A 23,164-nucleotide genomic window follows, 5' to 3' on the forward strand; every position below is an offset into this window, starting at 1 on the left:
CCTCCCTGGGAACGATCCTGCGCCGATCCTGGGAGCGGTCCTGGGACCGACCCAGGAGACGAACCGGAGAGACGATCCCTGCGGACGATGCTCGGAAGAGGCTGTGTGAGCATGGAATCGTGACCCGCAGCAGGTTATTGGAAGCGGTAGCGGGAGGGGACGTCGCGCGGGTGGCGGCGATGCTGCACCCGGACACCGCCGTGAACCCCGCTCAGGGGACGACGCCGCTCTACCGGGCGGCCGTCGGCGGTCACCACGACATCGTCAGGCTGCTCCTGGAATATGGCGCCGACCCGGACCAGCCGAGCGGAGGGCACGAGGAGGGCCTTCCGCTCTGCGCGGCGGCGTGCTGGAACCATGCCGAGACCGTCCAGGCGCTGCTCGACGGCGGCGCCGATCCCGACGCGGCGGAGGAGGGCGGCTGGACGCCTCTGCTGTGGGCCGCGGCCAACGGCAACCTGGAGTCGGCCGACATCCTGCTCGACGCCGGGGCCGATCCCGGCCGGGCCGACGACGACGGCGACACCCCGCTGACGCTGGCCACGATCTTCGGGGCGTACGGGATCGTCTGGTCCCTGCTGGAGCACGGCGCCGACCCGTCCGCGCCGGGCTGGGACGGCATGACCCCGCTGGAGATCGCCGCGCGGCTGGCGGCGGTGGACGTCGAAGCCGTGCTGCGCGAGGAGGTCTCCAGGAGGGTGGAGGGCGAGCACACGGTGCTGGTGGCCCACGCCTCCGCCGCGGACGGCACCCGGCGGGTCGCGGTCGAGGCGCGTGGCACCGGCGTCGACTACTCGATCAGCCGCCAGCAGGGGCACGCCGCGATCGCGACGGTCCTGGAGGCGGCTCTCGGTCTGCGTCCGCCCCCGGACGTACTGCTCAGGCGCGTGCTGCCCTACCGCGACCTGGACGAGGACGACGAGACGTGGTGGGCGGCCGTCCACGCGCTCCAGTCCCGCCACGACGAGGAGACGTTCCTGGCGCTGGCCCGGCTGTGCGAGAGCGACGACCCGGTGGAGCGGGAGTTCGGCGTGGACGCGCTCGCGCAGTTCGGCCGCGTGACGGGCGTCGGCGGGCAGGCGGCGCTCGGGAGGCGGCCGGGGCTCGACGGACAGCCGGGGCCCGCCGGGGAGACAGGGCTCGGCGCGGAGACAGGGCTCGGCGCGGACGCGGCGCACGACCCCTACCAGGACCGCGTCCTGGAGATCCTGCGCGACCTGGCCCGGCACGAGACCGAGCCCGCGGTCGTCGAGGCGCTGCTCCGCGCGTTCGGCCACCAGACCGACGAATGGGCGCTCCCCGAGGTGCTCAAGCTCGTCAACACCCCGGGCCGGGAGCCCACGGTCCACGATCCCATGGCACTCGCCGCGGTCCTGCCTCCGGACGACGAGGACGGGCTGGCCGCGCTGATCAGGCTGAGCCGGTGCGCCGACGACGAGGTGCGCGACTGGGCCACGATGGGCATCGCGGGACTGCCCGCCGACACCGAGCCCATCAGGGACGCCCTGGTCTCCCGGCTGACCGACCGCGATCTGACGACGGTGGCCGAGGCCGCGCGGGGCCTGGCCGGGCGCGGGGACCGGCGCGCGATCGAGGGCGTCCACCGGGTGCTCAGCGAGGCGGGGGCCGACCAGGACTACGCCCGCGACCTCGCCCTGGAGGCGGCCCAGGAGCTCGGACTGGAGATTACGGGCGCTTGACCGTTCGTTGTCCGGTGTTTGTCCCTGCCGCCCGGGATGTTAGAGATGAAGTCCCGGCATCGTGGACGTCCCGGTATGGACGAGTCCCTGCACTGACCACAGGAGGACCCAGTGACCCACGACGTGACCAACCAGGTGCCACCGCTGTCCGGCCACGACGTCGCGGCCGACAAGGCGCTGCTGGAGGGGCTCGCCAGGGAGGGGGCGGACTGGGCGACCGGGGAGCTGCGCCAGCTCGGCCTGCTGGCCGGTTCGGCGAAGGCGCAGGAGTGGGGGCGGCTGGCAAACGAGCACCCGCCCGTCCTGTGGACCCACGACCGCTACGGCAACAGGATCGACGAGGTCGAGTTCCACCCGGCCTGGCACGAGCTGATGACGGTCGCGGTCGAGAGCGGCGCGCACGCCGCGCCCTGGACGTCGGCCCGGCCCGGTGCGCACGTCGCGAGGGCCGCGAAGTTCTTCACCTGGTCGCAGGTCGAGGCCGGGCACGGCTGCCCGGTCTCCATGACGTACGCCGCCGTGGCCGCGCTGCGGCACTCTCCGTCGCTGCGCGCGGAGTGGGAGCCGCTGCTGGCCTCCCGCACGTACGACTTCGGGCTGCGCCCGGCGAAGGACAAGCGCGGCGTGCTGGCCGGGATGGCCATGACCGAGAAGCAGGGCGGCTCCGACGTGCGGGCCAACACCACCAGGGCCGAGCCGCTGGGCGACGGGAGCTTCGCCCTGACCGGCCACAAGTGGTTCAACTCCGCCCCCATGTGCGACGTGTTCCTGGTGCTGGCCCAGGCCCCGGGCGGGCTGTCGTGCTTCCTGCTCCCCCGCGTGCTGCCCGACGGCACCCGCAACGCGATGCGCCTGATGCGGCTTAAGGACAAGCTCGGCAACCGGTCGAACGCCTCGGCCGAGGTCGAGTACGAGGGCGCGATCGCCTACCTCGTCGGCGAGGAGGGCCGGGGCGTCCGGACCATCATCGAGATGGTGAACATGACCAGGCTCGACTGCGTGATCGGCTCGGCCGCCGGCATGCGGTACGGCCTGACGCAGGCGCTTCATCACGCCCGTCACCGCAGGGCGTTCGGCCGGACGCTGGCCGAGCAGCCGCTGATGCGCTCGGTGCTCGCCGACCTGGCGCTGGAGTCGGAGGCCGCGACCACGCTCATGATGCGCCTGGCCGGGGCCACCGACCGGGCGATCCGGGGCGACGCGGGCGAGGGCCTGTTCCGCCGGGCCGCCCTCGCCGCCGGCAAATACTGGGTGTGCAAGCGGGCACCGGTCCACGCGGCCGAGGCGCTGGAGTGCCTGGGCGGCAACGGGTACGTCGAGGAGTCGCAGATGCCCCGGCTGTTCCGGGAGTCGCCGCTGAACGGCATCTGGGAGGGCTCGGGCAACGTGGCCGCCCTCGACCTGATGCGGGTGATGGCCAGGGAGCCGGAGGCCGTCGAGGCGTTCTTCGCCGAGGTGGCGCTGGCCCAGGACCGGAGGGTCGCCGACGCGGCCGAGCGGGTGCTGAAGAGGCTCGCCGCGGCGGGCGAGGCCGACGCGCGCCGGGTGGCCGAGGAGATGACGCTGGTCCTCCAGGCGTCCCTGCTCGTACGGCACGCCCCCGCCGCGGTGGCCGACGCGTTCTGCGCCTCGCGCCTTGCCGGTGACTGGGGACGCGCCCTCGGCACGCTGCCCCCCGGCCTCGACCTGGAGGCGATCCTGGAGCGCGCCGCCCCGGCGTGAGCCCGCAACCGGCCATGCCGCGGGCCCGGCCCGTCGCCGGCGGCGTTAAGGTCACTGTGGATAGGCTCCGCTTACTGAAGGGATATCGCCATGGCGACCACTCGTACCGCGACGACGCAGTGGAAGGGCGCACTGCTCGACGGTTCGGGCACCGTTTCGCTCGACACCTCCGGGGTCGGCACCTTCGACGTCTCCTGGCCCTCCCGGGCGGAGGCGGCCAACGGCAAGACGAGCCCGGAGGAGCTGATCGCCGCCGCTCACTCCTCGTGCTTCTCGATGGCCCTGTCCGCGGGGCTGGCCAAGGCCGGCACGCCGCCGCAGTCGCTGGAGACCCGCGCGGACGTGACCTTCCAGCCGGGCGAGGGCATCACCGGCATCGTGATCTCCGTCCGCGGGCAGGTGCCCGGAATCTCCGCCGAGGACTTCCAGCAGGCCGCCGAGACCGCCAAGGCGAACTGCCCGGTGAGCAAGGCGCTCGCCGGCACGACGATCACCCTCAACGCCGAGCTGGTCGGCTGAGCACCAGTGGGAGCCCCCGCCGGACCGGATCCGGCGGGGGCTCCCGCGTTCCGGTGCGAGAGCAGCGATCGTCGCGCGTGCACGATTCGCCCGAGCAGTGGAGAATGAGGTTACATGCGCGAGGTTTGGCCTGGAGAGCCCTACCCGCTCGGCGCCACCTGGGATGGTGTGGGCACCAACTTCTCGGTGTTCTCAGAGGTGGCCGAGCGGGTCGAACTGTGCCTGTACGACGACAGGGGTGAGGAAACCCGCGTCGACCTGCCCGAGGTCGACGGGTTCGTCTGGCACGGCTACGTGCCCGGGATCATGCCCGGCCAGCGGTACGGCTTCCGCGTGCACGGACCCTACCGGCCCGACCACGGGCACCGGTGCAATCCGTCCAAGCTGCTGCTCGACCCGTACGCCAAGGCGATCGAGGGCTCGGTGCGGTGGAACGAGTCGCTCTTCTCCTACCATTTCGCCGACCCCGCGCGGCTCAACACCGACGACTCCGCGCCGTACATGCCGAAGAACGTGGTCGTGAACCCGTTCTTCGAGTGGGGCAACGACCGGCCGCCCCGCACGCCGTACCACGAGACGGTGATCTACGAGGCGCACGTGCGCGGCCTGACCATGCGCCATCCCGCCGTACCCGAGGAGCAGCGGGGCACCTACGCCGGGCTCGCGCACCCTGCCGTGATCGACCATCTGTTGTCGATCGGCGTGACGGCGGTCGAGCTCATGCCCGTGCACCAGTTCGTGCCCGAGCACTTCCTGGTCGCCCGGGGGCTGACCAACTACTGGGGCTACAACACGATCGCCTACATGGCGCCGCACAACGCGTACGCCAGCTCGGGGCAGCGCGGCGAGCAGGTCCAGGAGTTCAAGGCGATGGTGCGGGCCCTGCACGACGCGGGGATCGAGGTGATCCTCGACGTCGTCTACAACCACACCGCCGAGGGCGACCACATGGGCCCCACGCTGGGCTTCCGCGGCATCGACAACGTCGCCTACTACCGGCTGCGCGAGGAGGACCGCCGCTACTACCTCGACTACACCGGGTGCGGCAACTCGCTGAACGTCCGCTCGCCCCACGCGCTCCAGCTGATCATGGACTCGCTGCGCTACTGGGTGCTCGACATGCACGTGGACGGCTTCCGCTTCGACCTCGCCGCCGCGCTGGCCCGGGAGCTGCACGACGTCGACCGGCTGAGCGCGTTCTTCGACCTCATCCAGCAGGACCCGGTGATCTCACAGGTCAAGCTGATCGCCGAGCCGTGGGACGTCGGCCCCGGCGGCTACCAGGTCGGCAACTTCCCGCCGTTGTGGACCGAGTGGAACGGCAAATACCGCGACTCCGTGCGGGACTTCTGGCGCGGCGCCTCCCGGACGCTGCCCGAGTTCGCCTCGCGCCTGGCCGGCTCCAGCGACCTGTACGCCAGCAGCGGCCGCCGCCCGGTCGCCTCCATCAACTTCGTGACCGCCCACGACGGGTTCACGCTCAACGACCTCGTGTCGTACGACCACAAGCACAACGAGGCCAACGGCGAGGGCAACCGCGACGGCACGGACGACAACCGCTCCTGGAACTGCGGCGCCGAGGGCCCGGTGGAGGATCCCGGCATCGTACGGCTGCGCCGGCGGCAGCGGCGCAATCTCCTCACCACGCTGTTCGTGTCCCAGGGCGTGCCGATGCTGCTGGCGGGCGACGAGTTCGGCCGCACCCAGCACGGCAACAACAACGCCTACTGCCAGGACAACGAGACCTCCTGGATCGACTGGTCGCTGATCCGCCAGGAGGGCGACCTGCTGGAGTTCGTCCGCCGCCTGGCCGCGTTACGGCGGGCGCATCCCGTCTTCCGGCGACGCCGGTTCTTCCAGGGCCACTCGCCCGGGGACGGCAGCAGGGACATCATCTGGCTCACGCCGTCCGGCACCGAGATGACCGACGGCGACTGGCACACGGGCTACGCCAAGTCGCTGGCGGTGTACGTCAACGGCGACGCGATCAGCGAGCCGGGCCCGCGCGGCGAGCGGATCAGGGACGAGACGTTCCTGCTGCTGATCAACGCGCACCACGAGAACCTGACGTTCGCCCTCCCGGGGCCGGAGCTGGGGGCCGCCTGGCGTCCCGTCCTCGACACCGCCGAGGACGACCTCCGCGACGATCCGTACGCCGAGGAGATCCTGCCCGCCGAGGCCAAGGTCTGTCTCGCCGACCGGTCCATGCGGGTCCTGGTCTCCACCGGCGCCTGAACCCTCCCCGCCGCCCGGGCGCGCCACACGGCCGTCCCCGCCGGCACGTCTTGACCCCCACCCATAAGGGACATACCTGCACGCTTCGTTACTCTCTGGCGGGTGACCACCACACCAGTGCAGGCCGGTCTGCCGCCGAAACCCCGGGCGGCAGTCGTACGGGACGCCCTCGGGGTCGGCACTGCCGTCGGCTTGTCGGGCTTCGCGTTCGGCGTGACCTCGGCGGGTGCGGGGATGACCGTCGTCCAGACCTGCGTGCTGTCGCTGTTCGTGTTCACCGGGGCGTCCCAGTTCGCGCTGGTGGGCGCGCTCGGCAGCGGCGGCAACCCGCTAGCCGCCGCGGCCGGGGCGCTGCTGCTCGGCGTCCGCAACGCCTTCTATGGGCTGCGGCTGTCACAGCTGCTCGGGCTCCCCGGATCGGTCCGCCCGCTCGCCGCGCAGTGGGTGATCGACGAAACCTCCGCCGTGGCCCTGGCCCAGCCCGACCGGCGCCTCGCCCGGCTCGGGTTCACGGTCACCGGGGTCAGCCTGTACGCCGGGTGGAACATCACCACGTTCCTGGGCGCGCTGGGCGCCTCCGCGCTGGGCGATCCGACGGCGTGGGGGCTCGACGCCGCCGGTCCGGCCGTCTTCCTCGCCCTGCTCCTGCCCATGCTCCGAGGCCGTTCCTCCTCCAGGCCCGCCGCCGCTTCCCCTGCCGAACCGCCCGATGACGGCGGACCCCGTGGCCGCGCCCGGCCCGGTGTCCACGCGGAACCACGCGATGAGGCGCCCCGCACACCGCAGGCGGCCCGAGACCCGCTCGCCCGGCATGCGGAGGCGGTGGTGGCGGTGCTGGCCGTGGTGCTCGCCCTCGCCTGCGTGCCGTTCCTGCCCGCAGGTGTGCCGGTGCTTGTGGCCGTGCTCGCCGCGCCCGCCGTGCTGGCCGCGTCACGGCTGCTCACCCGCCGTTCGCCCCAAGGAGGACGCTGATGGTCTGGGTCGCGATCGTCGTCACGGCGGCCGGTTGTTACGCCGTGAAGCTGCTTGGCCTTTCGGTGCCGGCGGCGGTGCTGGAACGGCCCCTCGTCCGCAGGCTGGCCGCGCTGGTGCCGATCGCGGCGCTGGCCGCGCTGATCGCCCTGCAGACCTTCGCCGACGGTCGCACGCTCGTGGTCGACGCCCGGGCCGCCGGGCTCGCCGCGGCGGCCGTCGCGCTGCTGCTGCGCGCGCCGTTCCTGGTGGTCGTCGCGGTCGCCGTCGTCGTCACCGCCGCCGTCCGCGCCCTGACCGGCTGAAAGTCAGAGCTACTTGTGGTCGGGCCGGCCGGCGGGCAGCGGGTCGGCCGCCCGGCGGGTCAGCGGGCGAGGATCCTGTCGAGGTCGTAACTCACCGGGCGTTCGAGCTGTTCGTAGGTGCAGGACGCGGGCGTGCGGTCCGGGCGCCAGCGGCGGAACTGGGCGGTGTGCCGGAACCGGTCGCCCTCCATGTGGTCGTAGGCCACCTCGACCACACGTTCCGGCCGCAGCGGGATGAACGACAGGTCCTTCTTGGCATTCCACCGCGACACGGCGCCGGGCAGGCGCTGGCCCTGCGCGCCGCCCGTCGCGACCTCGGCCCAGTGTCCCCACGGATGCTCGCTCAGGTCCTCCACCCGGTAGGGCGCGAGCTCCTCGACGAGTTCCTCACGCCGCTTCATCGGGAAGGACGCGGCGACGCCCACGTGGTGCAGGCGACCGTCCGGCGAGTAGAGCCCGAGCAGCAGCGAGCCGACGATCGGCCCCGACTTGTGCTCGCGGTAGCCCGCCACCACGCAGTCGGCCGTCCTCTCGTGCTTGACCTTGAACATCACGCGCTTGTCCGGCGTGTACGGCTGGTCGCCCGGCTTGACGACGATGCCGTCGAGACCTGCGCCCTCGAACGCGTCGAACCACTCGGCGGCCAGGCTCTCGTCCCGGGTGACCGGCGTGAGCCGTACGGACCGGCCCGCGCCCGCCAGCATCTCCTCCAGCCGGGCCCTCCGCGCCGAGAACGGCGCCTCCATGAGGTCCTCCGTCCCGGTGGCGAGCAGATCGAAGGCGACGAAGGACGCCGGCGTGTTCTCGGCCAGCAGCCGCACCCGGGACTGCGCGGGATGGATGCGCTGCTGCAACGCGTCGAAGTCGAGCGACTGGCCCCTGATCAGCACGATCTCGCCGTCCACGACGCACTTGGGCGGCAGCTCCTGCCGGATGGCCTCGACCAGCTCGGGGAAGTAGCGCGTGAAGGGCCGCTCGTTCCTGCTGCCGAGGAAGACCTCGTCGCCGTCGCGGAAGACGATGCAGCGGAAGCCGTCCCACTTCGGCTCGTAGAAGAGCGTGCCGTCCTGCTTCGGCAGCCCCTTGACGGCCTTGGCGAGCATCGGCGCGACCGGCGGCACGACCGGCAGATCCAGACCGGGGATCTCCGGCTCAACCGGAAGCTTCATCCTGCGCCTCCCTGATGTATCGGCAGAAGAGGAAGCCGTCATCTTCGAGCACCTGGGCGAGGGTCAGCGGCGTGTGCGATGCGACGCCGTCCAGTATGCGCGCCGCGTCGCCGCCGGTCAGCAGCGGGCTCACGGTCAGCGCCAGCTCGTCGACCAGGCCGGCGGCGGCAAGCTGCGCGTTCACCCGGGGGCCGCCCTCGCACAGAACACGGCCGAGCCCCCGGGCGCGCAGCTCGCCGACGGCGGTCGCGAGATCGACCGTCTCCTCGCCCGCGACGATGACGTCGGCCCTCGCGGCCGCCTCCTCGCGGCGGTCCTTCGGCGCCGACTCGGTCGTGATCACGATCGTCCGGGCGTACGGCTCCGCCTCGGTGAACAGCTCACTGCCGAGGTCGAGGTCGAGGCGGCGGGTGACGACGGCGATGGGCGGCGCCGGGGGCCTGCCCTCCCGCAGGGCCCGCCACGACTCGCGCGGGCGGGCCGGCCGGTATCCCTCCGTGCGGACGGTGGCGGCCCCGGCCAGCACCACGTCGGCCAGGCCGCGCAGCACTCCGAAGATCCGCTTGTCGGCCCGGCCGGACAGGCCCTCCGAGTGGCCCTCGACCCAGGCCGCGCCGTCGGCGCTGCTCACCATGTTGAGGCGCAGCCAGTGGTCGCGCGGATAGGCGTAGGCGGCGGGGATGTCCGGCTCGTCCTCGGCGTAGGGGTGGATGCGGCGCACGCTTCCTACAGTGGCACACGGCACCGACAACCCCGCCGCGACGCCCCGTGCCCGGGGTGCCGCCACCGGCCGGGCCGGCGATCCCCCGGCCAGAGCCCGCTGTCCCGGTGGCCCTGCCCGCGGACGGTGCGGCGCCGCCCGGTCGCCCGGCCAGGGCCCGCTCCCGTGGCCGTGCCCGCGGATGGTGCGGCGCCGCCCGGTCGCCCGGCTCGTCCACACGCTCTCCGCCGAGTGATCGCCTCTCCTGGCCCGGCGATCACTCCCCCGATGTTCGTTTCGTCCCCTCCCGGCACCCCGACACGGCGCGAAATTCACGGTCAGGCGGCTTCGCCGTTCTAATCTTTCGGCCGGTCGCAACAGGCCATGTGATTCGAGGACATCCGGGGGGCGGACATATGCGCGGGCCGAGCAGGCGGGAGATGCTGGCGTCGGCGGTGTGGGGAACGGCGGCGATCGCGTTCGGGGTGCGCGGCCCGGCGGCGCACGCGGCCCCGGTCACGGTACGCCGGCGGATCGGCGACCTGCCCAAGGAGCAGTGGGAGGCGTTCGTCCGGGCGGTGCGCACACTGAAGGCACGGGGGACCTACGACGCGCTGGTCAACGCCTACACCGAGCAGTTCGCGGCCACCCACGCCAACGGCTTCTTCCTGCCGTGGCAGCGTAGATATCTCCTGCACTTCGAGCGGGAGCTCCAGCGCATCGATCCGGCCGTGTCCGTGCCGTACTGGGACTGGACGCGCGACAGCCGGTCGCCGCACCGCTCGGTGGTGCTGTCGAAGGAGTATTTCGGGGGAAACGGCGACGCGAAACACGATCAGGCCGTGCTCAACGGTGCGTTCGCCGGGTGGACGGCCAGAATCCCACGACCTCATCCGCTCCGGCGTTCCTACGCCGACGGCGGGAAGATCCCCGCGTGGGCCTCGCCCGATCTCATCGTGAACATGCTGAAAAATCCGGACTTCCAGGTGTTCAACATGCAGATGGAGGTTCACATCGGCGCGGTGCAGATGGGCATCGGAGGCGACCTGGCCCTGCCCTCCGCCCCGAACGACCCCTTGTATTGGGTCATCGCCTGCTTCGGCGACCTGCTGTGGCACACATGGCGCACCCGCCATCCCGGTGCCCCGATCCGGTCGGCGTACGGGAACGTCACCGAGTCCAGCCGCCTGCCCCGGTACAGCGAGAAGGTCGCGAACGTCCTGGACGTCGAGAAGCTGGGTTACCGCTACGACGGCGTGTGGCCGCGCACGCGCTGACCTCGTCCGGGCGGCCGGCGACAGGCGGCGCGCTCAGTCGTCGTCACGGTGGAGCAGGTCGCTCTCCACCGCCTCGATCACCTGCTGAAGGTGCAGGCCGCGGGCCGCGTCCAGCTCGTGCCGCCGGCGGTGCCCGGCGGCGTCCGCGAACTCGCGGTACATGGTGTCGACGGCCTCCCTGCCGACGGCGGCCACGCCGTCGACGGCCGCCACGCCGCCGGAGCCGAACACCTCGATCTCGGCGCGCTCCCTGACGGGCTCGGGCGAGGTGTACATGGAGACCTCGCTGTAGGTCCCGCCCTCATGCTCGAACATCATCCCGAACCAGCCGGTCGGCTGGCCGTGCGCGTGAACGCCGATCACACGGCCGAGCGCGGCGTCGAGGAGATCCAGGAGATCGGGGCCGAGGTCCCCGCGCAGCACGCTCAATCCTCTGCGCCATGGGCGCGGATCGGGCGGAGCTGTCGTGACGACCAGACCGCTGGCCCCCTTCGGAAAGGTCTTCGGAACCGCGTCGGTCAGGAAGTGGCGGACCGTCGCCGAGTAACGCCAGAGCAGCGCGAGCTGCGAGACCGTGGGTCCGGCGGCCTCGGCCAGACGCTCCGCGCCGGCCAGGTCGCCCGCGACGGGCCGTTCCAGGAGCAGTGCCTTGCCCTGCCCCGCCGCGACCTCCGCCAGGTAGGGCTGGACGGGAGGCGGCACGGCGAACACCACCGCCTCGCAGTGGTCGAGCAGGTCCTCGAAGCGGCCGCACGCCGGCACGCCGTACTGCGCCGCGAGCGCCTGCGTGGGACCCGGCGATCGCGCCCACACGCCCGCGAAGCGCGCTTCTGGACACGCCGCGATGGCTGGTGCGTGCACCTCCGCCGCCCGGCGGCCCGCACCGACGAGGCCGATGGCGATAGCCATACCGTCCACTGTAGGCACCGCCTCCCGGCCCGGGGCGCGTAGGGGTGTGGGAATCGACCTGGGAGGACGCCGTGCGCACCGCCGGCTAGGAGGGGGCGAGCTTTCACCACTGACCGCACCGCCCTGACCGCACCGCCCTGACCGCACCGCCCCGGCCGTACGGCTTACTCCGCGGCCTGCTGGAACTCGGCCGGCAGCTGCGACATGGCATGGTCGAAGGTCTCGTCCGGAACAGCGTCCCGCAGCGTCAGCAGGACGGCCCGGATCCCTCCCCTCGCCTCCTCCTCGGTCAGCCCTGTGCGTTTGCCGATCAGCACGACGAACTCGCGGAAACCGAGCCGCTGGATCGAATCACTGACGTGGACCGACTCCCGGAGAGGCTCCGGAAGTTCGAACGCGAGATGCTGAGCCTCCGTGGCGCTGAGCCGGTCTCCCAGGAGCTCCAGTGTCGCGCGGCTCAGATCCGCCGCCTCCTCGCGCGACAGGCCGCTGCGCTCGGCCACCCTGCCGAAGAAGTCCCTGTGGTCCATCCTGGCTCCATTCCCACCGGTGTCCTCCCGACACCGAGCAGGCGGACCGCTTGGAGCGATACATGTCGAGGTCCCCGGCACCTCTGGCTTGTGAGCGGAAACGACACCGAGGTCTGGCCGTTCGGGTCTGGCCGTTCGCAAGGGGCGACGCGCGATGGACGTGATCCGAGGCGAGATCGGCAAGGCCCGCATCAGGGCTGAGGTCATGGGCGAGGAGATGCGTCGGCACGGTCGAGGTGGAGATCCTGGTCCAGAACAGCCGTAACGGCGATGACGGCGAGCTGGCGTTCGAAGTGGTCGAGGCAGGCGGTTCGAAGGGCGGCGACACCCACCGCATCACCTTCCCGATGACCCCTGTCTTCGGGCCTCACGGCTGAGAGCCCGCGGGGAGGAACGAGCGCCCGCGAACGCGCGCCTAGTGCGGTCCCACCCTCGGGTAAGAGGGCGGGACCGCCGTAGGACGCACATTACGCCCTGGTAGTCGCGGTGCGGCTCCGGCCCGTCGCCGTACCGACGGTCTCCCGCTCCTGCCTCTCCTGCTGGCGGGCGGACCTGGAGAGGCCCTCCAGCTCGTGCGCGGTCTCCTCGAACTCCTGCGCGGCCTCCCGGCTCATCCTGCTCACGATCCTGCGCCCGCGGAGGGCCATGTCCTCGTACACCTCGCCCGCCTTGGCCAGGGCGTACGGCCCGACGCCCGCGAGGGCGCAGAACGGCTTGGACATCGTGATCCTCTTGACCGGTGTCGTCACTTGGTCACTCTCCATACATATCGGTCTAGCGGCGGCTTCCAGCTGTTCCGGACAGGGGAAACCGGCCGGGCGTCAGGAAGGCGGCGTGCCGAGGGCGTCCGTCCCGGACCCGATGTCGCCGGCGGCCTGCTCCGGGCCGTTGTCCACGGCCCCGGAGGCATTCCGCGGATCCGTCCAGGTGATGTGGCCGGTATCCCCACGATCGTCGTCGGGCTCGCCGTAGCCGCAGCTCAGGCACATGCGGTTGTCTCCCCCTGCTCGGTCGTGTGCACAACGGCCCCGCCCTCGGCAGCGGTGTGAGGGCGAGGCTCGGGTGTTCCAGGTTCGTCCGTGCGCGGTCTTGCCCGGGGACGAGCGCCCGCTCCCCCGTCGGCGAGCGCTCGCCAGGACCATCCCCGCACCCGTCTCCAGGGACACCGGGCGGGAATGCAAGAGCCGATCAAGAGCAGAGACAGTGGGACAAAAACACCGCCCGGCGAGTCACGATCAGCCGGACGGCCTCGCCTTGCTGGGCTGGACGCGCCTCGGCTCGCCGGGCATCTTGGGGTAGTTCGGCGGATAGGGCATGTCGCCCCGCTCGTCGGCGTCGTACCACTCCAGCAGCGTGCCGATGCCGAAGGCGTGGTCGTCGATCGCCCGGTGCACGTCGCCCAGCTCGGCGAACCGCTTCGGCATGGTTCTGATGTCGAAGTCGCGCGGGTCGCAGCCGGCCAGCTCATCCCAGGTCACGGGGGCCGAGACCCGGGCGTCGGGCCGCGCGCGGACCGAGTAGGCGGCCACCACCGTGCGGTCGCGGGCGTTCTGGTTGTAGTCGATGAAGACCTTCTCCCCCCGCTCCTCCTTCCACCAGGCGCTCGTCGCGAGGTCCGAGCGGCGCTCGACCTCGCGGGCGAAGGCGATCGCGGCGTACCGCACCTCGGTGAAGGTCCAGCGCGGCTCGATGCGTATGTTCACGTGGATGCCGCGGCTGCCCGAGGTCTTGGGGAAGCCCGTCATACCGAGCTCGTCGAGGATCTCCTTCACGGTGAAGGCCACCTGACGGGCCTGCTCGAACGACGTGCCGGGCTGCGGGTCGATGTCGATGCGCAGCTCGTCGGGGTGGTCGAGGTCGGCGCGGCGGGCGGGCCACGGGTGGAAGTCGATGGTGCCGAGGTTGGCGCACCACGCGATGGCCGCCACCTCGGTCGGGCAGAACGCGTCGGCCGTACGCCCGCTGGGGAAGCGCACCGTGACGGTCTCGATCCAGTCGGGATGCCGGGGCATCCGCTTCTGGTAGATGGCGTCGGTGCCGACGCCGTCGGGGTGCCGCTTGAGGTAGGTCGGCCGCTCCCGCAGGGCGCGCAGCACGCCGTCCCCCACGCTCACGTAGTACTCCACCAGGTCGCGCTTGTTGGCGCCTGCCTCGGGGAAGTAGACCTTGTCCGGATTGGTGACCTTGACGGTGCGGCCACCCACCTCTATCTCGATGTACGGCGAAGCCATGCACGTGACACTACCCGGATGAGGGGGTCCGTCCCGGGCTGCCGACGGCGGCCGGACCGGGCGCTCCCACGGCCGCGCCCTCCCGGCGCAGGCACGTGGTCGCGTACGGCGCGCTCGCGTTCGGACTGCGCCGCACGCGACGGGACGGACCACGACGGCCGCCCGCGGGCGGCCTCCTCTCGCCGTCCGGCGGCGTCCAGCACGGGTCGGGTGCCTCGCCGCCCTGACGGCGGTGTGGGTGACCGCCCCCGCGCGGGTGACGGCGATCAACCCCCTCGTCAATGAAGACGCCGGAAGACCTGGGAAAGGATGCTCCGCCTCGTCAACATGTGCGGGGAAGATCCGGGGCGTCCGCGGAGTTTCCCACTTCGTAATCCCCGCGAGGGGCCCACGAAGGCAGGGTGGTGAGCATGGAGAAGGTAATCAAGAGCGACGCCGAGTGGCGCGCGCAGCTTTCCCCCGAGGAGTACCGGGTCCTCCGGCAGGCGGGGACCGAGCGCCCGTTCAGCGGCGAGTACGTCGACACCAAGACGGTCGGCGTCTACTCCTGTCGCGCCTGCGGGGCGGAGCTGTTCCGGTCGGAGACGAAGTTCGAGTCGCACTGCGGCTGGCCGTCGTTCTACGAGCCGTCCGAGTCGCAGGCCGTGACCCTGCACGAGGACGACTCGCTCGGCATGCGCCGGGTGGAGGTCCGCTGCGCCCGCTGCGACTCGCACCTCGGGCACGTGTTCCACGGCGAGGGCTATCCCACGCCGACCGACGACCGCTACTGCATCAACTCCGTCTGCCTGACGCTGCAGCCGGGCGAGTGACGCCTATTTCGGCTTGGGGTAGGTGACCCGGCAGTCGTCGTCGTCCGGGCCGAGGACGTTGGCGAGGACGGGGTTGCCGTTCTCGCCGAACCTCGCCTGGACGAACACGACGGGGTTGGACTCCCCCCGCTCTGCCAGATACTCCAGGCCGCGTTTGCACAGCGTGATCGCGGTCTTGGAGTTGCCGGCGTTCTCCGGGAGGTTCGTGTAGATGCGCAGGTAGCCGCCCTCGGTGCGGATGTCCTTGACGCGCTTGGCGGTCTTGTCGCTCCACCTGCTGCGGAAGTAGGCCTCCGCCTTGGTGTCGGTGTATTTCGACCGTCCGGACGCCTTCTGTTCCGCCGCCTTCTTGTCCCGCTTGGTGGCCGGCTTCTTGTCGGTTTCGACGCTGGCGACGGTCAGCTCGCCGGCCGGGGACGCGTGCGGCGCCGGCGCGGCGACCACGTGCCGCGGCTCCGCGCCGGAACGCGACAGCGGCCAGGCGATGGCCACGGCCCCGACGGCGAAGGCGGCCACCCCAAGAGACACCTCGACAACGTGCGAACGGGCCCGCCTCTTGCGGCGGCGCCCCCTGGAACGTGCCAGCCCGCTAGCCACTCTGCCTCACCTAGACGTCGATTCTTCGTCACAGTATGGCAAAGACTTCGGGCCGCCAAGACCGTTTCCGACGCTTCGCGCGAGATCAACCTAAATGTCCCTTGCGTCGCTCCAGCACGCCAGGGCCCACCCGCCCGGGGCACCGGGCGGGTGGCTGTAAGGGCATGGCTAGGGCAGCGCGGCGACGAGCTCGCTGACCGGCTTGCGGGTGCCGGTGTAGAAGGGGATCTCGACCCTGGTGTGCCGCCGCGCCTCGGCTCCGCGCAGGTGGCGCATCAGGTCGACGATGCGGTGCAGCTCGTCGGCCTCGAACGCCAGCATCCACTCGTAGTCGTTGAGCGCGAAGCAGGCGACCGTGTTGGACCGCACGTCGGGATACTCGCGCGCCATCTTGCCGTGCTCGGCCAGCATCCTGCGCCGCTCGGAGTCCTCCAGCAGGTACCACTCCAGGGACCGTACGAAGGGGTAGACGCAGACGAAGCCCTTGGGCTCCTCATCCGCGAGGAAGGCCGGGATGTGGGACTTGTTGAACTCGGCCGGGCGGTGCAGGGCCATGGCCGACCACACCGGCTCGCTCGCGCGCCCGAGGGCGGTGCGGCGGAAGCGGGTGTAGGTCTCCTGCAGGTCTTCGGGCGTGGGGGCGTGCCACCAGAACATGAAGTCGGCGTCGGCGCGGAACCCGGCCACGTCGTAGCAGCCTCGGGTCGTCACGTCCTTGCCCGCCGCCTGCGCGAGCAGCTCCTCGACCTCGTCGGCCACGCCCTCACGGGCGGCGGGAAGCTGGTCGCGCAGCCGGAAGACCGACCACATCGTGTAGCGAATGACCAGATTGAGATCGCGTGCCTTGGGCCGCGGGGCAGGCTCCGTCATGCCTCCATTCTGCCGGTAGGGGGCGGCGGTCCGGCCTCGGGGTGCCGCCGATCAACCGCGCCGGCACCGCCCGGAGGCATCGGCGGCGGGCCTCCCCGCCGCCTCTCGGACGTCCCCGCCGCCTCTCGGACGTCCCCGCCGCCTCTCGGACGTCCCCGCCGCCTCTCGGACGTCCCCGCCGCCTCTCGGACGTCCCCGCCGGTCCCCTCAGACGTCCTCGCCGCTCGCCCGCCGGACGATCACCGCCTCCCGTCAGGCGTCCGCGGCCGTCGTCCCCTGTGCCTGCCGCAGGTGCTCGAGCACGAGCTTGGCGGCGGTGCGCGCGGTCGCGATACAGGCCGGGATGCCGACGCCCTCGTACGCGGCGCCGCAGACGGCGAGGCCGGGCTGCCCGGCGATCGCGGCGCGTACGCGGGCGACCCGGTCGAGGTGGCCCACGTCGTACTGCGGGAGCCCGCCGCCCCAGCGGGTGACCCGGGTGTCGAGCGGCAGCCCCCGCACGCCCATGACCTCGGCCATCTCGTTCATCGCCAGTGCCGTCAGCTCGGCGTCGTCACGCTGGAGCACGAGCTCCTCGCCCAGGCGGCCGATCGAGCACCGCACGATCAGGACGTTGCGGTCGGCCTCGGCGAGGTGGGGCCACTTGACGCTGCTGAACGTCGCCGCCTTGACCGGCCTGCCCTCGACCGGCGGCACGAGGTAGCCGCTGCCCTCCGGCGGCTCGGGGAACGCCGTCCGGGGATAGGCGAGGGTCACGATCGCCATGCTGGCGTACTCGATCGCGGCCAGTTCCGCCGCCGCCTTCGGCACCTCACGGCGCAGCAGGCGGGAGGCGGGCCGCGCCGGCACCGCGAGGACGACGGCATCGGCGTCGATCGTCTCCTCGTCCCTGGTGGGACCGGTCACCAGCCGCCAGCCGTCCGGCGTCCTGATCAGGTCGCGGACGGTGACGCCGGTGCGGATCTGCGCGCCCGACTCCTTGGCCACCGCGGCGGGCAGCGCGCCCATGCCGTTCCTGAGCGTGGTGAAGACCGGCCCGGCGTTCGCGGGGGCCTCGGCCGTGATGCTCCGGGCCGCCTGCAGCAGCGACCGCTCGGTGCGGGCGACGGCGGCGATCCGCGGCATGGTCGCGTCCAGCGACAACATGTCGGCCCGGCCCGCGTAGACGCCGCCGAGCAGCGGCTCGACCAGCCGGTCGACGACCTCGCTCCCCATCCGGGCCCGGATGTACGCCGCGACGGAGACGTCCCCGGTCACGAGCGTGGGTGGCAGGAACTGGTCGAGGGGCACCCGGGCGAGCCCGGCCGGCGACAGGACGCCCGAGCGCGCGAGCGCGACCACGTCGGAGGGCACGCCCATCACCTGCTCCCGGGGCAGCGGGCGCAGCGCACCGCGCGACAGGACGGCGGCCCGGGTCGTGCCGGGGTCCACCAGGTCGTCGCCGAGGCCGGCCAGCCGGGCCAGCTCCTTGCCCTCGGGCCGCCGCGCCAGCATCGACTCGGCGCCCGCGTCGACCTCGATCCCCGCCACCTGCGACGCGTACAGCTTGCCGCCGATCCTCGGCGCCGCCTCCAGCACTGTCACCCGCAGGCCGGCGTCGGCCCGGTTGAGGTGCAGCGCCGCGGCCAGACCCGCGATGCCCCCGCCGACGACGACCACATGACGACCCGCAATCTCGTCCATGGGGAAAAGCTACCGGCCCGTACGGCCGGGTCCCGCACCGGCGCGGGGCGTGTCCGCGGGAAACGGGCGCCCGGCCACCTCGGCGGGAGCATGTATGGCCACACCTCGGACGCCAACCGACAAATCAGACAGGAACGCAAGATTCTCAGAAACTTTTCACCTGACGGGCAAAAAGTAACGGTTCCCTGTAATAAAGTTGTTGTAGTAAGAGCAGAAGTCCAGTCACTTCTGGACAGGCATCCCGAGTCCCCGACCGAAGAGCGGAAGCGAATGACGGCTCGCCCCGAGAACCCGCACCAGTCGCGGATCCTGCGCCTCCTGCGTCAGGACGGCGCGCGTTCACGCGCCGAACTCGGCGAGGTGGCCCGCCTGTCACCGTCGAAGCTCGCACTCGAGCTCGACCGGCTCGCCAAGCTGAACCTCATCGAGTCGGGCGGGCTCGCCGCCTCGCGAGGCGGCCGCCGGTCGGGCATCGTACGGGTCGCCTCACACCTGCGGTTCGTCGGGATCGACATCGGCGCCACATCCATCGACGTCGGGGTGACCAACGGCGAGCTGGAGGTGCTCGGCCACCTGTCGAAACCGGCCGACGTGCGCGACGGCCCCGAGGCCGTGCTGGAGCAGGCCCTTGAACTGGTCGGCAAGCTGCGGACCGGCGAGACGACCGAGATCCACGGCGTCGGGATCGGGGTCCCCGGCCCGGTGAGCTTCCTCGACAGGACGCCGGTCTCGCCCCCGATCATGCCGGGCTGGGACCGCTTCCCCGTACGGGAGACGCTGAGCCGCGAGTTCGGCTGCCCGGTGCTCGTGGACAACGACGTGAACATCATGGCACTGGGCGAGCTGCACGCGGGCCTGGCCAGGGCCGTCGGCGACTTCCTGCTCGTGAAGATCGGAACCGGCATCGGCTGCGGCATCGTGGTGGACGGCGAGATCTACCGCGGGGTGACCGGCAGCGCCGGTGACATCGGCCACATCCGGGTGTCCGACGACGGCCCGGTGTGCACCTGCGGCAACACCGGCTGCCTGGAGGCCTACTTCGGCGGCGCGGCGCTGGCCCGCGACGCCCGGGCCGCCGCGGAGTCGGGCGACTCCCCCTTCCTGGCCGAACGGCTCGCGCAGGAAGGCGTGCTGACGGCGGAGGACGTCGCCGCCGCGGTGGCCTCGGGAGACGCCGCCGCCGTACGGATGATCCGTGAGGGCGGGCGGCACGTGGGCATGGTGCTGGCGTCGCTCGTGAGCTTCTTCAACCCCGGCCTGGTGATCATCGGGGGCGGGGTGGCCGGTCTGGGCCACGCGTTGCTCGCGGAGATCCGCAGCGTCGTCTACCAGCGCTCGCTGCCGCTGGCGACCGGCAACCTGCCCATCGTGCTGTCCGAGCTCGGCGACACGGCCGGGATCATCGGGGCGACCCGGCTGATCAGCGACCACGTCTTCTCTGCCGAGTAGGCACGCCCCGAGTCGGCACGCGTGAGATGGGCACGCGCCATGGGTGCACGCGCGAGTTGAGCATGCGCGAGTTGAGCATGCGCGAGTTGAGCATGCGCGAGTTGAGCACATGCCGCCGGAGCGCGCGCCCCGCGTGAGCCGGTCAGAACGCGGGACGGCCGCCGCCCCACTCAGAGGGGACGGCGGCCGTCTTCCGCCGGCTCAGCCCTTCAGCAGCTGCGTGATCAGGCCCTTGACCTCGGTCGCGGCGTAGGCGTCCTTGTCGAAGGGGCCGAGCAGCACCGGTCCGTCCGCCGCCGCGTCGGGCAGGCGGCCGTGGCTGCCGCGCACCGGCTCGGGGTCGAGCGGGACCACCGACATCTTGTAGCGCATGCCCATCTTCTTGCGGGCCAGCGCCGCGCCCGCGCGCAGCTTCACGAACGGGTCGTCGGGGTCCATGAACAGCTCCGCCGGGTCGTACCCGGGCTTGCGGTGGATCTCCACGAGCTTCGCGAAGTCGGGCGCCCGGTCGTCGGACAGCCAGTAGTAGTACGTGAACCACGCGTCCGGCTCCGCCACGGCGACCAGGTCGCCGGCCCGCTCGTGGTCGAGGCCGTACGCCGCCTTGCCCTCCTGGCCCAGCACCTCGTCCACGCCCGGCAGCTCGGCCACGACGTCCCGTGCGCGGGGCAGGTCGGCGGGGTCGTTCACGTAGACGTGGGCGACCTGGTGGTCGGCGACCGCGAAGGCCCGGGAGGCCCAGGGATCGAGATACTCCATGCCGTCCTGGGTGTAGACCTCCAGCAGCCCGGCCCGGCGCAGCGCCCGGTTGACGTCGACCGGGCGGGACGCGTTGGTGATGCCGTACTCCGACAGCACGATCACGGTGGCGTCCTCCCGCAACAGCGGCGCGAGCGCGGCGTCCACCTCCCGTGCCGCCGCGACCGCCTGGGGCGCGTCGGGCCCGAAGCGCTGCAGGTCGTAGTCGAGGTGCGGGATGTAGACCATGAGCAGGTCGGGCCGTTCCTTCGCGAGGATCCAGCGGGCGGCCGCGATGATCCACTTGGACGAGGTGATGCTCGCCGTCGGACCCCAGTAGGTGAACAGCGGGAACTCGCCCAGCTCGGCGACCAGGTCGTCGTGCAGCGACGGCGGCCTGGTGTAGCAGTCGGGCTCCTTGCGCCCGTCGGCGTAGTAGATCGGGCGCGGGGTGACGATGAAGTCGCTGGAGCCGCCCATGGCGTACCACCAGCAGACGTTGGCCGTGCGGATCCCGGGCACCGCGTCCCAGAGCTGCTCGCCCTGGATCAGCCGGTTGTGCTGCCGCCACAGGAAGACCTCGCCGAGGTCCCGGAAGTACCAGCCGTTGCCGACGATGCCGTGGTCGCGCGGCATCGATCCGGTCAGCAGGGTCGCCTGCACCGAGCAGGTCACGGCGGGCAGCACGGGCCGCAGCGACGCGGCGGCGCCGACCTTGGCCACGTTCGGCATGTGCGCCAGCAGGCGCGGGGTCAGGCCGACGACGTTCACGACGACGACGGGTGCCATCAGATCTCCTTGAGTCCGAGTGCGGCGAGCCGCCGCCGGGTCCAGTCCAGCTCGGCCGCGATGCCCTCGGCGACGTCCACCGGGCCGGGCAGCACGCTCCAGGTGTAGGTCTCGACCTCCAGGTGCCGGGTGAGGGGGGCGTCGGCGGAGGCCAGGAGGCGCTTCAGCAGGTCCTCCAGATAGGGAGTGGTCGTGGTGAGCGGGGGCGGCGGCGCGGCGTGCAGCGGCATGTGGAAGTGCGTGCGCCACGGCAGGTCCGCCGGGAGCCCGCCGGCCAGCGCCTCCGGCAGGTCGTCGGTGTATCCGGCCGCGCAGCGCGTCTGGTGGAGATACCGCTCCTCCTCGTACGCCGCCAGCGCCGGCTGGCCGCCCGGCGGCGTCTCGACGGCGGAGGACACCTGGAGCTTCACGATCGGCAGCCCCAGGCCGGCCGCGTCGGCGGCGTCCTCGAAGCCGACGGCGAGGTGGCAGGCGTCGAGGCAGACGCCGAGGTGCGCGGGGTCGGTGCCGGCCAGCAGCTCGACCGCCTGGGGGGTGGTCTCCACGATGCAGCCCGGCTCGGGCTCGAACCCGACGCGGATCGTCTTGCCGGTGCGCTCCGCCAGCGCCCGCAGGCCGCTGGTGAGCGCGTCGAGGTTGGCGGCGACGGTCCCGGCCTTGTCGGGCGTCCAGCCGGTGCGCCAGGCGAGGGGCAGCGTCGAGATCGAGCCCTCGGTCACGTCGTCCGGCAGCAGCGCGGTGAGGATCTCGGCCAGGTCGAGGGTGTAGGCGAGCCGCTCCGGCTCCGCCCAGTCGGGCCGGTAAACCCGGAGTTTCACGACCTGGTCGTGGAAGCCCTGGTAGGGGAAGCCGTTGAGGGTGACGACCTCCAGCCCCAGCTCGTCCAGCCGGGCGCGCAGCCGCGCCAGCTCGCCGGGGTCGGCGCGCAGCGCCCGCGCCGCGCCGGACGACAGCCACAGCCCGAGGCCGAGCACGGGCGCGCCGGTCAGCGCCCGCACCCGGGCGGCGACGCCGGAGAGCTGGTCGTAGATCCCGGCGAGGTCCTCGGCGGGGTGGACGTTGGTGCAGTAGGCCAGATGGACGACGGATCCCGAGGGATGGAGCAGGCGCATGGTCAGCGCGTCCCTCGGAGGATCGTGTTGCCCTCGTAGTCGCCGCCCGACTCGACGTCGTCCAGCGACAGGCGCCCGCTCTGGCCGTAGAACGCCACCGGGTTGCGCCACAGCACCTGGTCGACGTCGTCGTCGGTGAACCCGGCGGCCAGCATGGCCTCGCCGACCTCGCGGGTCTTGAGCACGTCGCTGCGGCCCCAGTCGGCGGCGGAGTTCACGATCATCCGCTCGGTGCCGTACTCCTTGAGGATCGCCACCATCCGCTCGGGGTCCATCTTCGTGTCCGGGTAGATCGAGAAGCCCATCCAGCAGCCGGCCTCGTGGACCATGCCGACGGTCAGCTCGTTGAGGTGGTCGACCAGCACCGTGCCGGGGTCCAGACCCTTGACCACGTCGAGCGTGCGCCGGGTGCCCGCCGCCTTGTCGCGGTGCGGCGTGTGCACGAGCACCGGCAGGCCGTGCTCCTCGGCGAGCGCGAGCTGGGCCTCGAAGACGCGGTCCTCCTCCGGCGTCATCGAGTCGTAGCCCACCTCGCCGACCGCGACCACCGAGTCCTTCAGCAGATAGCGGGGCAGCTCGTCGAGCACGCCCGCGCAGCGCGGGTCGTTGGCCTCCTTGGGGTTGAGCGCGAGCGTGCAGTGGTGGCGGATGCCGTACTGCGCGGCGCGGTAGGGCTCCCAGCCGAGCAGGGCGTCGAAGTAGTCGATGAAGCTGCCGACGTTCGTGCGCGGCTGGCCGAGCCAGAAGGCGGGCTCCACGACGGCCCGCACTCCGGCGGCGTACATGCGCTCGTAGTCGTCGGTCGTGCGGGACGTCATGTGGACGTGGGGGTCGAAGATCCTCAT

General features: G+C 72.0%; 23 protein-coding genes. 10 read left to right on the forward strand and 13 right to left on the reverse strand.

The features are described from left to right. Window positions 1-119 precede the first annotated feature (119 nt). The 6 genes from HCK04_RS03720 to HCK04_RS03750 all read left to right on the forward strand — a co-directional run bounded on the left by HCK04_RS03720 (window position 120) and on the right by HCK04_RS03750 (window position 7,453). Entirely contained in the window at window positions 120-1,700 is a 1,581-nt protein-coding gene (locus HCK04_RS03720) for an ankyrin repeat domain-containing protein (RefSeq protein WP_260617089.1), read from the forward strand. Window positions 1,701-1,811: 111 nt separating this feature from the next. Continuing rightward, window positions 1,812-3,422 (forward strand): isovaleryl-CoA dehydrogenase, encoded by a 1,611-nt coding sequence (locus HCK04_RS03725; protein ID WP_142645448.1) that lies wholly within the window; start codon window positions 1,812-1,814, stop codon window positions 3,420-3,422. Window positions 3,423-3,512: 90 nt separating this feature from the next. Then, window positions 3,513-3,941 (forward strand): OsmC family protein, encoded by a 429-nt coding sequence (locus tag HCK04_RS03730; RefSeq protein ID WP_142625310.1) that lies wholly within the window; start codon window positions 3,513-3,515, stop codon window positions 3,939-3,941. Between the two features lie 114 nt (window positions 3,942-4,055). Continuing rightward, on the forward strand, window positions 4,056-6,176 hold the full coding sequence (gene glgX / locus HCK04_RS03735) for a glycogen debranching protein GlgX (protein ID WP_142645449.1): 2,121 nt from the start codon (window positions 4,056-4,058) through the stop codon (window positions 6,174-6,176). Between the two features lie 102 nt (window positions 6,177-6,278). Then, window positions 6,279-7,148, forward strand: a complete 870-nt coding sequence (locus HCK04_RS40915; protein WP_260617091.1) for an AzlC family ABC transporter permease — start codon at window positions 6,279-6,281, stop codon at window positions 7,146-7,148. Next, the gene (locus tag HCK04_RS03750; RefSeq protein ID WP_142625312.1) at window positions 7,145-7,453 is read left to right on the forward strand and encodes an AzlD domain-containing protein; all 309 of its coding nucleotides are present in this window, start codon (window positions 7,145-7,147) and stop codon (window positions 7,451-7,453) included. Before HCK04_RS40915 ends, HCK04_RS03750 begins: the two co-directional genes overlap by 4 nt. Before the next feature lie 59 nt (window positions 7,454-7,512). Here HCK04_RS03750 and HCK04_RS03755 read toward each other — a convergent pair whose 3' ends face one another. Together HCK04_RS03755 and HCK04_RS03760 are read right to left on the reverse strand one after the other, a co-directional pair. After that, window positions 7,513-8,589: an ATP-dependent DNA ligase gene (locus tag HCK04_RS03755; protein ID WP_142645562.1), complete on the reverse strand. Its 1,077-nt coding sequence runs from the start codon at window positions 8,587-8,589 to the stop codon at window positions 7,513-7,515. Between the two features lie 16 nt (window positions 8,590-8,605). Further along, entirely contained in the window at window positions 8,606-9,343 is a 738-nt protein-coding gene (locus HCK04_RS03760; protein ID WP_185948913.1) for a pyrimidine reductase family protein, read from the reverse strand. A gap of 395 nt (window positions 9,344-9,738) precedes the next feature. On the opposite strand from HCK04_RS03760, the gene HCK04_RS03765 reads away from it, so the two are divergent. Continuing rightward, window positions 9,739-10,599: a tyrosinase family protein gene (locus HCK04_RS03765; RefSeq protein WP_142645450.1), complete on the forward strand. Its 861-nt coding sequence runs from the start codon at window positions 9,739-9,741 to the stop codon at window positions 10,597-10,599. A 33-nt stretch (window positions 10,600-10,632) separates the two neighbouring features. On the opposite strand, the gene HCK04_RS03770 is transcribed toward HCK04_RS03765, so the two are convergent. Both HCK04_RS03770 and HCK04_RS03775 read right to left on the reverse strand, forming a co-directional pair. Then, window positions 10,633-11,508 (reverse strand): Gfo/Idh/MocA family oxidoreductase, encoded by an 876-nt coding sequence (locus HCK04_RS03770; protein WP_142645451.1) that lies wholly within the window; start codon window positions 11,506-11,508, stop codon window positions 10,633-10,635. A 164-nt stretch (window positions 11,509-11,672) separates the two neighbouring features. Continuing rightward, window positions 11,673-12,038 carry a DUF2267 domain-containing protein gene (locus tag HCK04_RS03775; protein WP_142645452.1) on the reverse strand — a complete coding sequence of 122 codons (366 nt, stop codon included), beginning with the start codon at window positions 12,036-12,038 and terminating at the stop codon, window positions 11,673-11,675. Window positions 12,039-12,274: 236 nt separating this feature from the next. Between HCK04_RS03775 and HCK04_RS03780 the strand changes: the two genes are divergently transcribed. Then, complete coding sequence (locus HCK04_RS03780; RefSeq protein ID WP_168065620.1) at window positions 12,275-12,415, forward strand: hypothetical protein; 141 nt, start codon at window positions 12,275-12,277, stop codon at window positions 12,413-12,415. A 90-nt stretch (window positions 12,416-12,505) separates the two neighbouring features. On the opposite strand, the gene HCK04_RS03785 is transcribed toward HCK04_RS03780, so the two are convergent. From HCK04_RS03785 to ligD, 3 genes are all read right to left on the reverse strand, one after another. After that, window positions 12,506-12,787 carry a hypothetical protein gene (locus HCK04_RS03785; RefSeq protein WP_142645453.1) on the reverse strand — a complete coding sequence of 94 codons (282 nt, stop codon included), beginning with the start codon at window positions 12,785-12,787 and terminating at the stop codon, window positions 12,506-12,508. 72 nt (window positions 12,788-12,859) lie between these two features. After that, on the reverse strand, window positions 12,860-13,027 hold the full coding sequence (locus tag HCK04_RS03790) for a hypothetical protein (RefSeq protein ID WP_168065622.1): 168 nt from the start codon (window positions 13,025-13,027) through the stop codon (window positions 12,860-12,862). 246 nt (window positions 13,028-13,273) lie between these two features. Further along, window positions 13,274-14,269 carry a non-homologous end-joining DNA ligase gene (gene ligD / locus HCK04_RS03795; RefSeq protein WP_142645454.1) on the reverse strand — a complete coding sequence of 332 codons (996 nt, stop codon included), beginning with the start codon at window positions 14,267-14,269 and terminating at the stop codon, window positions 13,274-13,276. A 410-nt stretch (window positions 14,270-14,679) separates the two neighbouring features. Here ligD and msrB point away from each other — a divergent pair, with 410 nt between their 5' ends. Then, window positions 14,680-15,081, forward strand: coding sequence for a peptide-methionine (R)-S-oxide reductase MsrB (msrB, locus tag HCK04_RS03800; RefSeq protein WP_142645455.1), 402 nt, complete (start codon window positions 14,680-14,682; stop codon window positions 15,079-15,081). Between the two features lie 3 nt (window positions 15,082-15,084). Here msrB and HCK04_RS03805 read toward each other — a convergent pair whose 3' ends face one another. The 3 genes from HCK04_RS03805 to hemG form a co-directional block, all read right to left on the reverse strand. Then, complete coding sequence (locus HCK04_RS03805; protein ID WP_142645456.1) at window positions 15,085-15,609, reverse strand: hypothetical protein; 525 nt, start codon at window positions 15,607-15,609, stop codon at window positions 15,085-15,087. Window positions 15,610-15,846: 237 nt separating this feature from the next. Then, window positions 15,847-16,548: a hydrogen peroxide-dependent heme synthase gene (gene hemQ / locus HCK04_RS03810; protein WP_142645457.1), complete on the reverse strand. Its 702-nt coding sequence runs from the start codon at window positions 16,546-16,548 to the stop codon at window positions 15,847-15,849. Between the two features lie 252 nt (window positions 16,549-16,800). Further along, window positions 16,801-18,231, reverse strand: coding sequence for a protoporphyrinogen oxidase (hemG, locus tag HCK04_RS03815; protein WP_142645458.1), 1,431 nt, complete (start codon window positions 18,229-18,231; stop codon window positions 16,801-16,803). Window positions 18,232-18,501: 270 nt separating this feature from the next. Between hemG and HCK04_RS03820 the strand changes: the two genes are divergently transcribed. Next, on the forward strand, window positions 18,502-19,680 hold the full coding sequence (locus HCK04_RS03820; protein ID WP_142645459.1) for an ROK family transcriptional regulator: 1,179 nt from the start codon (window positions 18,502-18,504) through the stop codon (window positions 19,678-19,680). Between the two features lie 201 nt (window positions 19,681-19,881). Here the strand turns inward: HCK04_RS03820 and HCK04_RS03825 are convergent, their stop codons facing one another. From HCK04_RS03825 to HCK04_RS03835, 3 genes are read right to left on the reverse strand one after another with little or no spacing between them, the layout of a single operon-like run. After that, on the reverse strand, window positions 19,882-21,207 hold the full coding sequence (locus HCK04_RS03825; protein WP_142645460.1) for a nucleotide pyrophosphatase/phosphodiesterase family protein: 1,326 nt from the start codon (window positions 21,205-21,207) through the stop codon (window positions 19,882-19,884). Next, the gene (eboE, locus tag HCK04_RS03830) at window positions 21,207-22,319 is read right to left on the reverse strand and encodes a metabolite traffic protein EboE (RefSeq protein ID WP_142645461.1); all 1,113 of its coding nucleotides are present in this window, start codon (window positions 22,317-22,319) and stop codon (window positions 21,207-21,209) included. The genes HCK04_RS03825 and eboE overlap by 1 nt, the downstream gene beginning before the upstream one ends. Window positions 22,320-22,321: 2 nt before the next feature. Further along, window positions 22,322-23,164, reverse strand: a complete 843-nt coding sequence (locus HCK04_RS03835; protein ID WP_142645462.1) for a TatD family hydrolase — start codon at window positions 23,162-23,164, stop codon at window positions 22,322-22,324.

This window comes from Microbispora sp. CL1-1, assembly GCF_012034195.1.
GTDB lineage: Bacteria > Actinomycetota > Actinomycetes > Streptosporangiales > Streptosporangiaceae > Microbispora.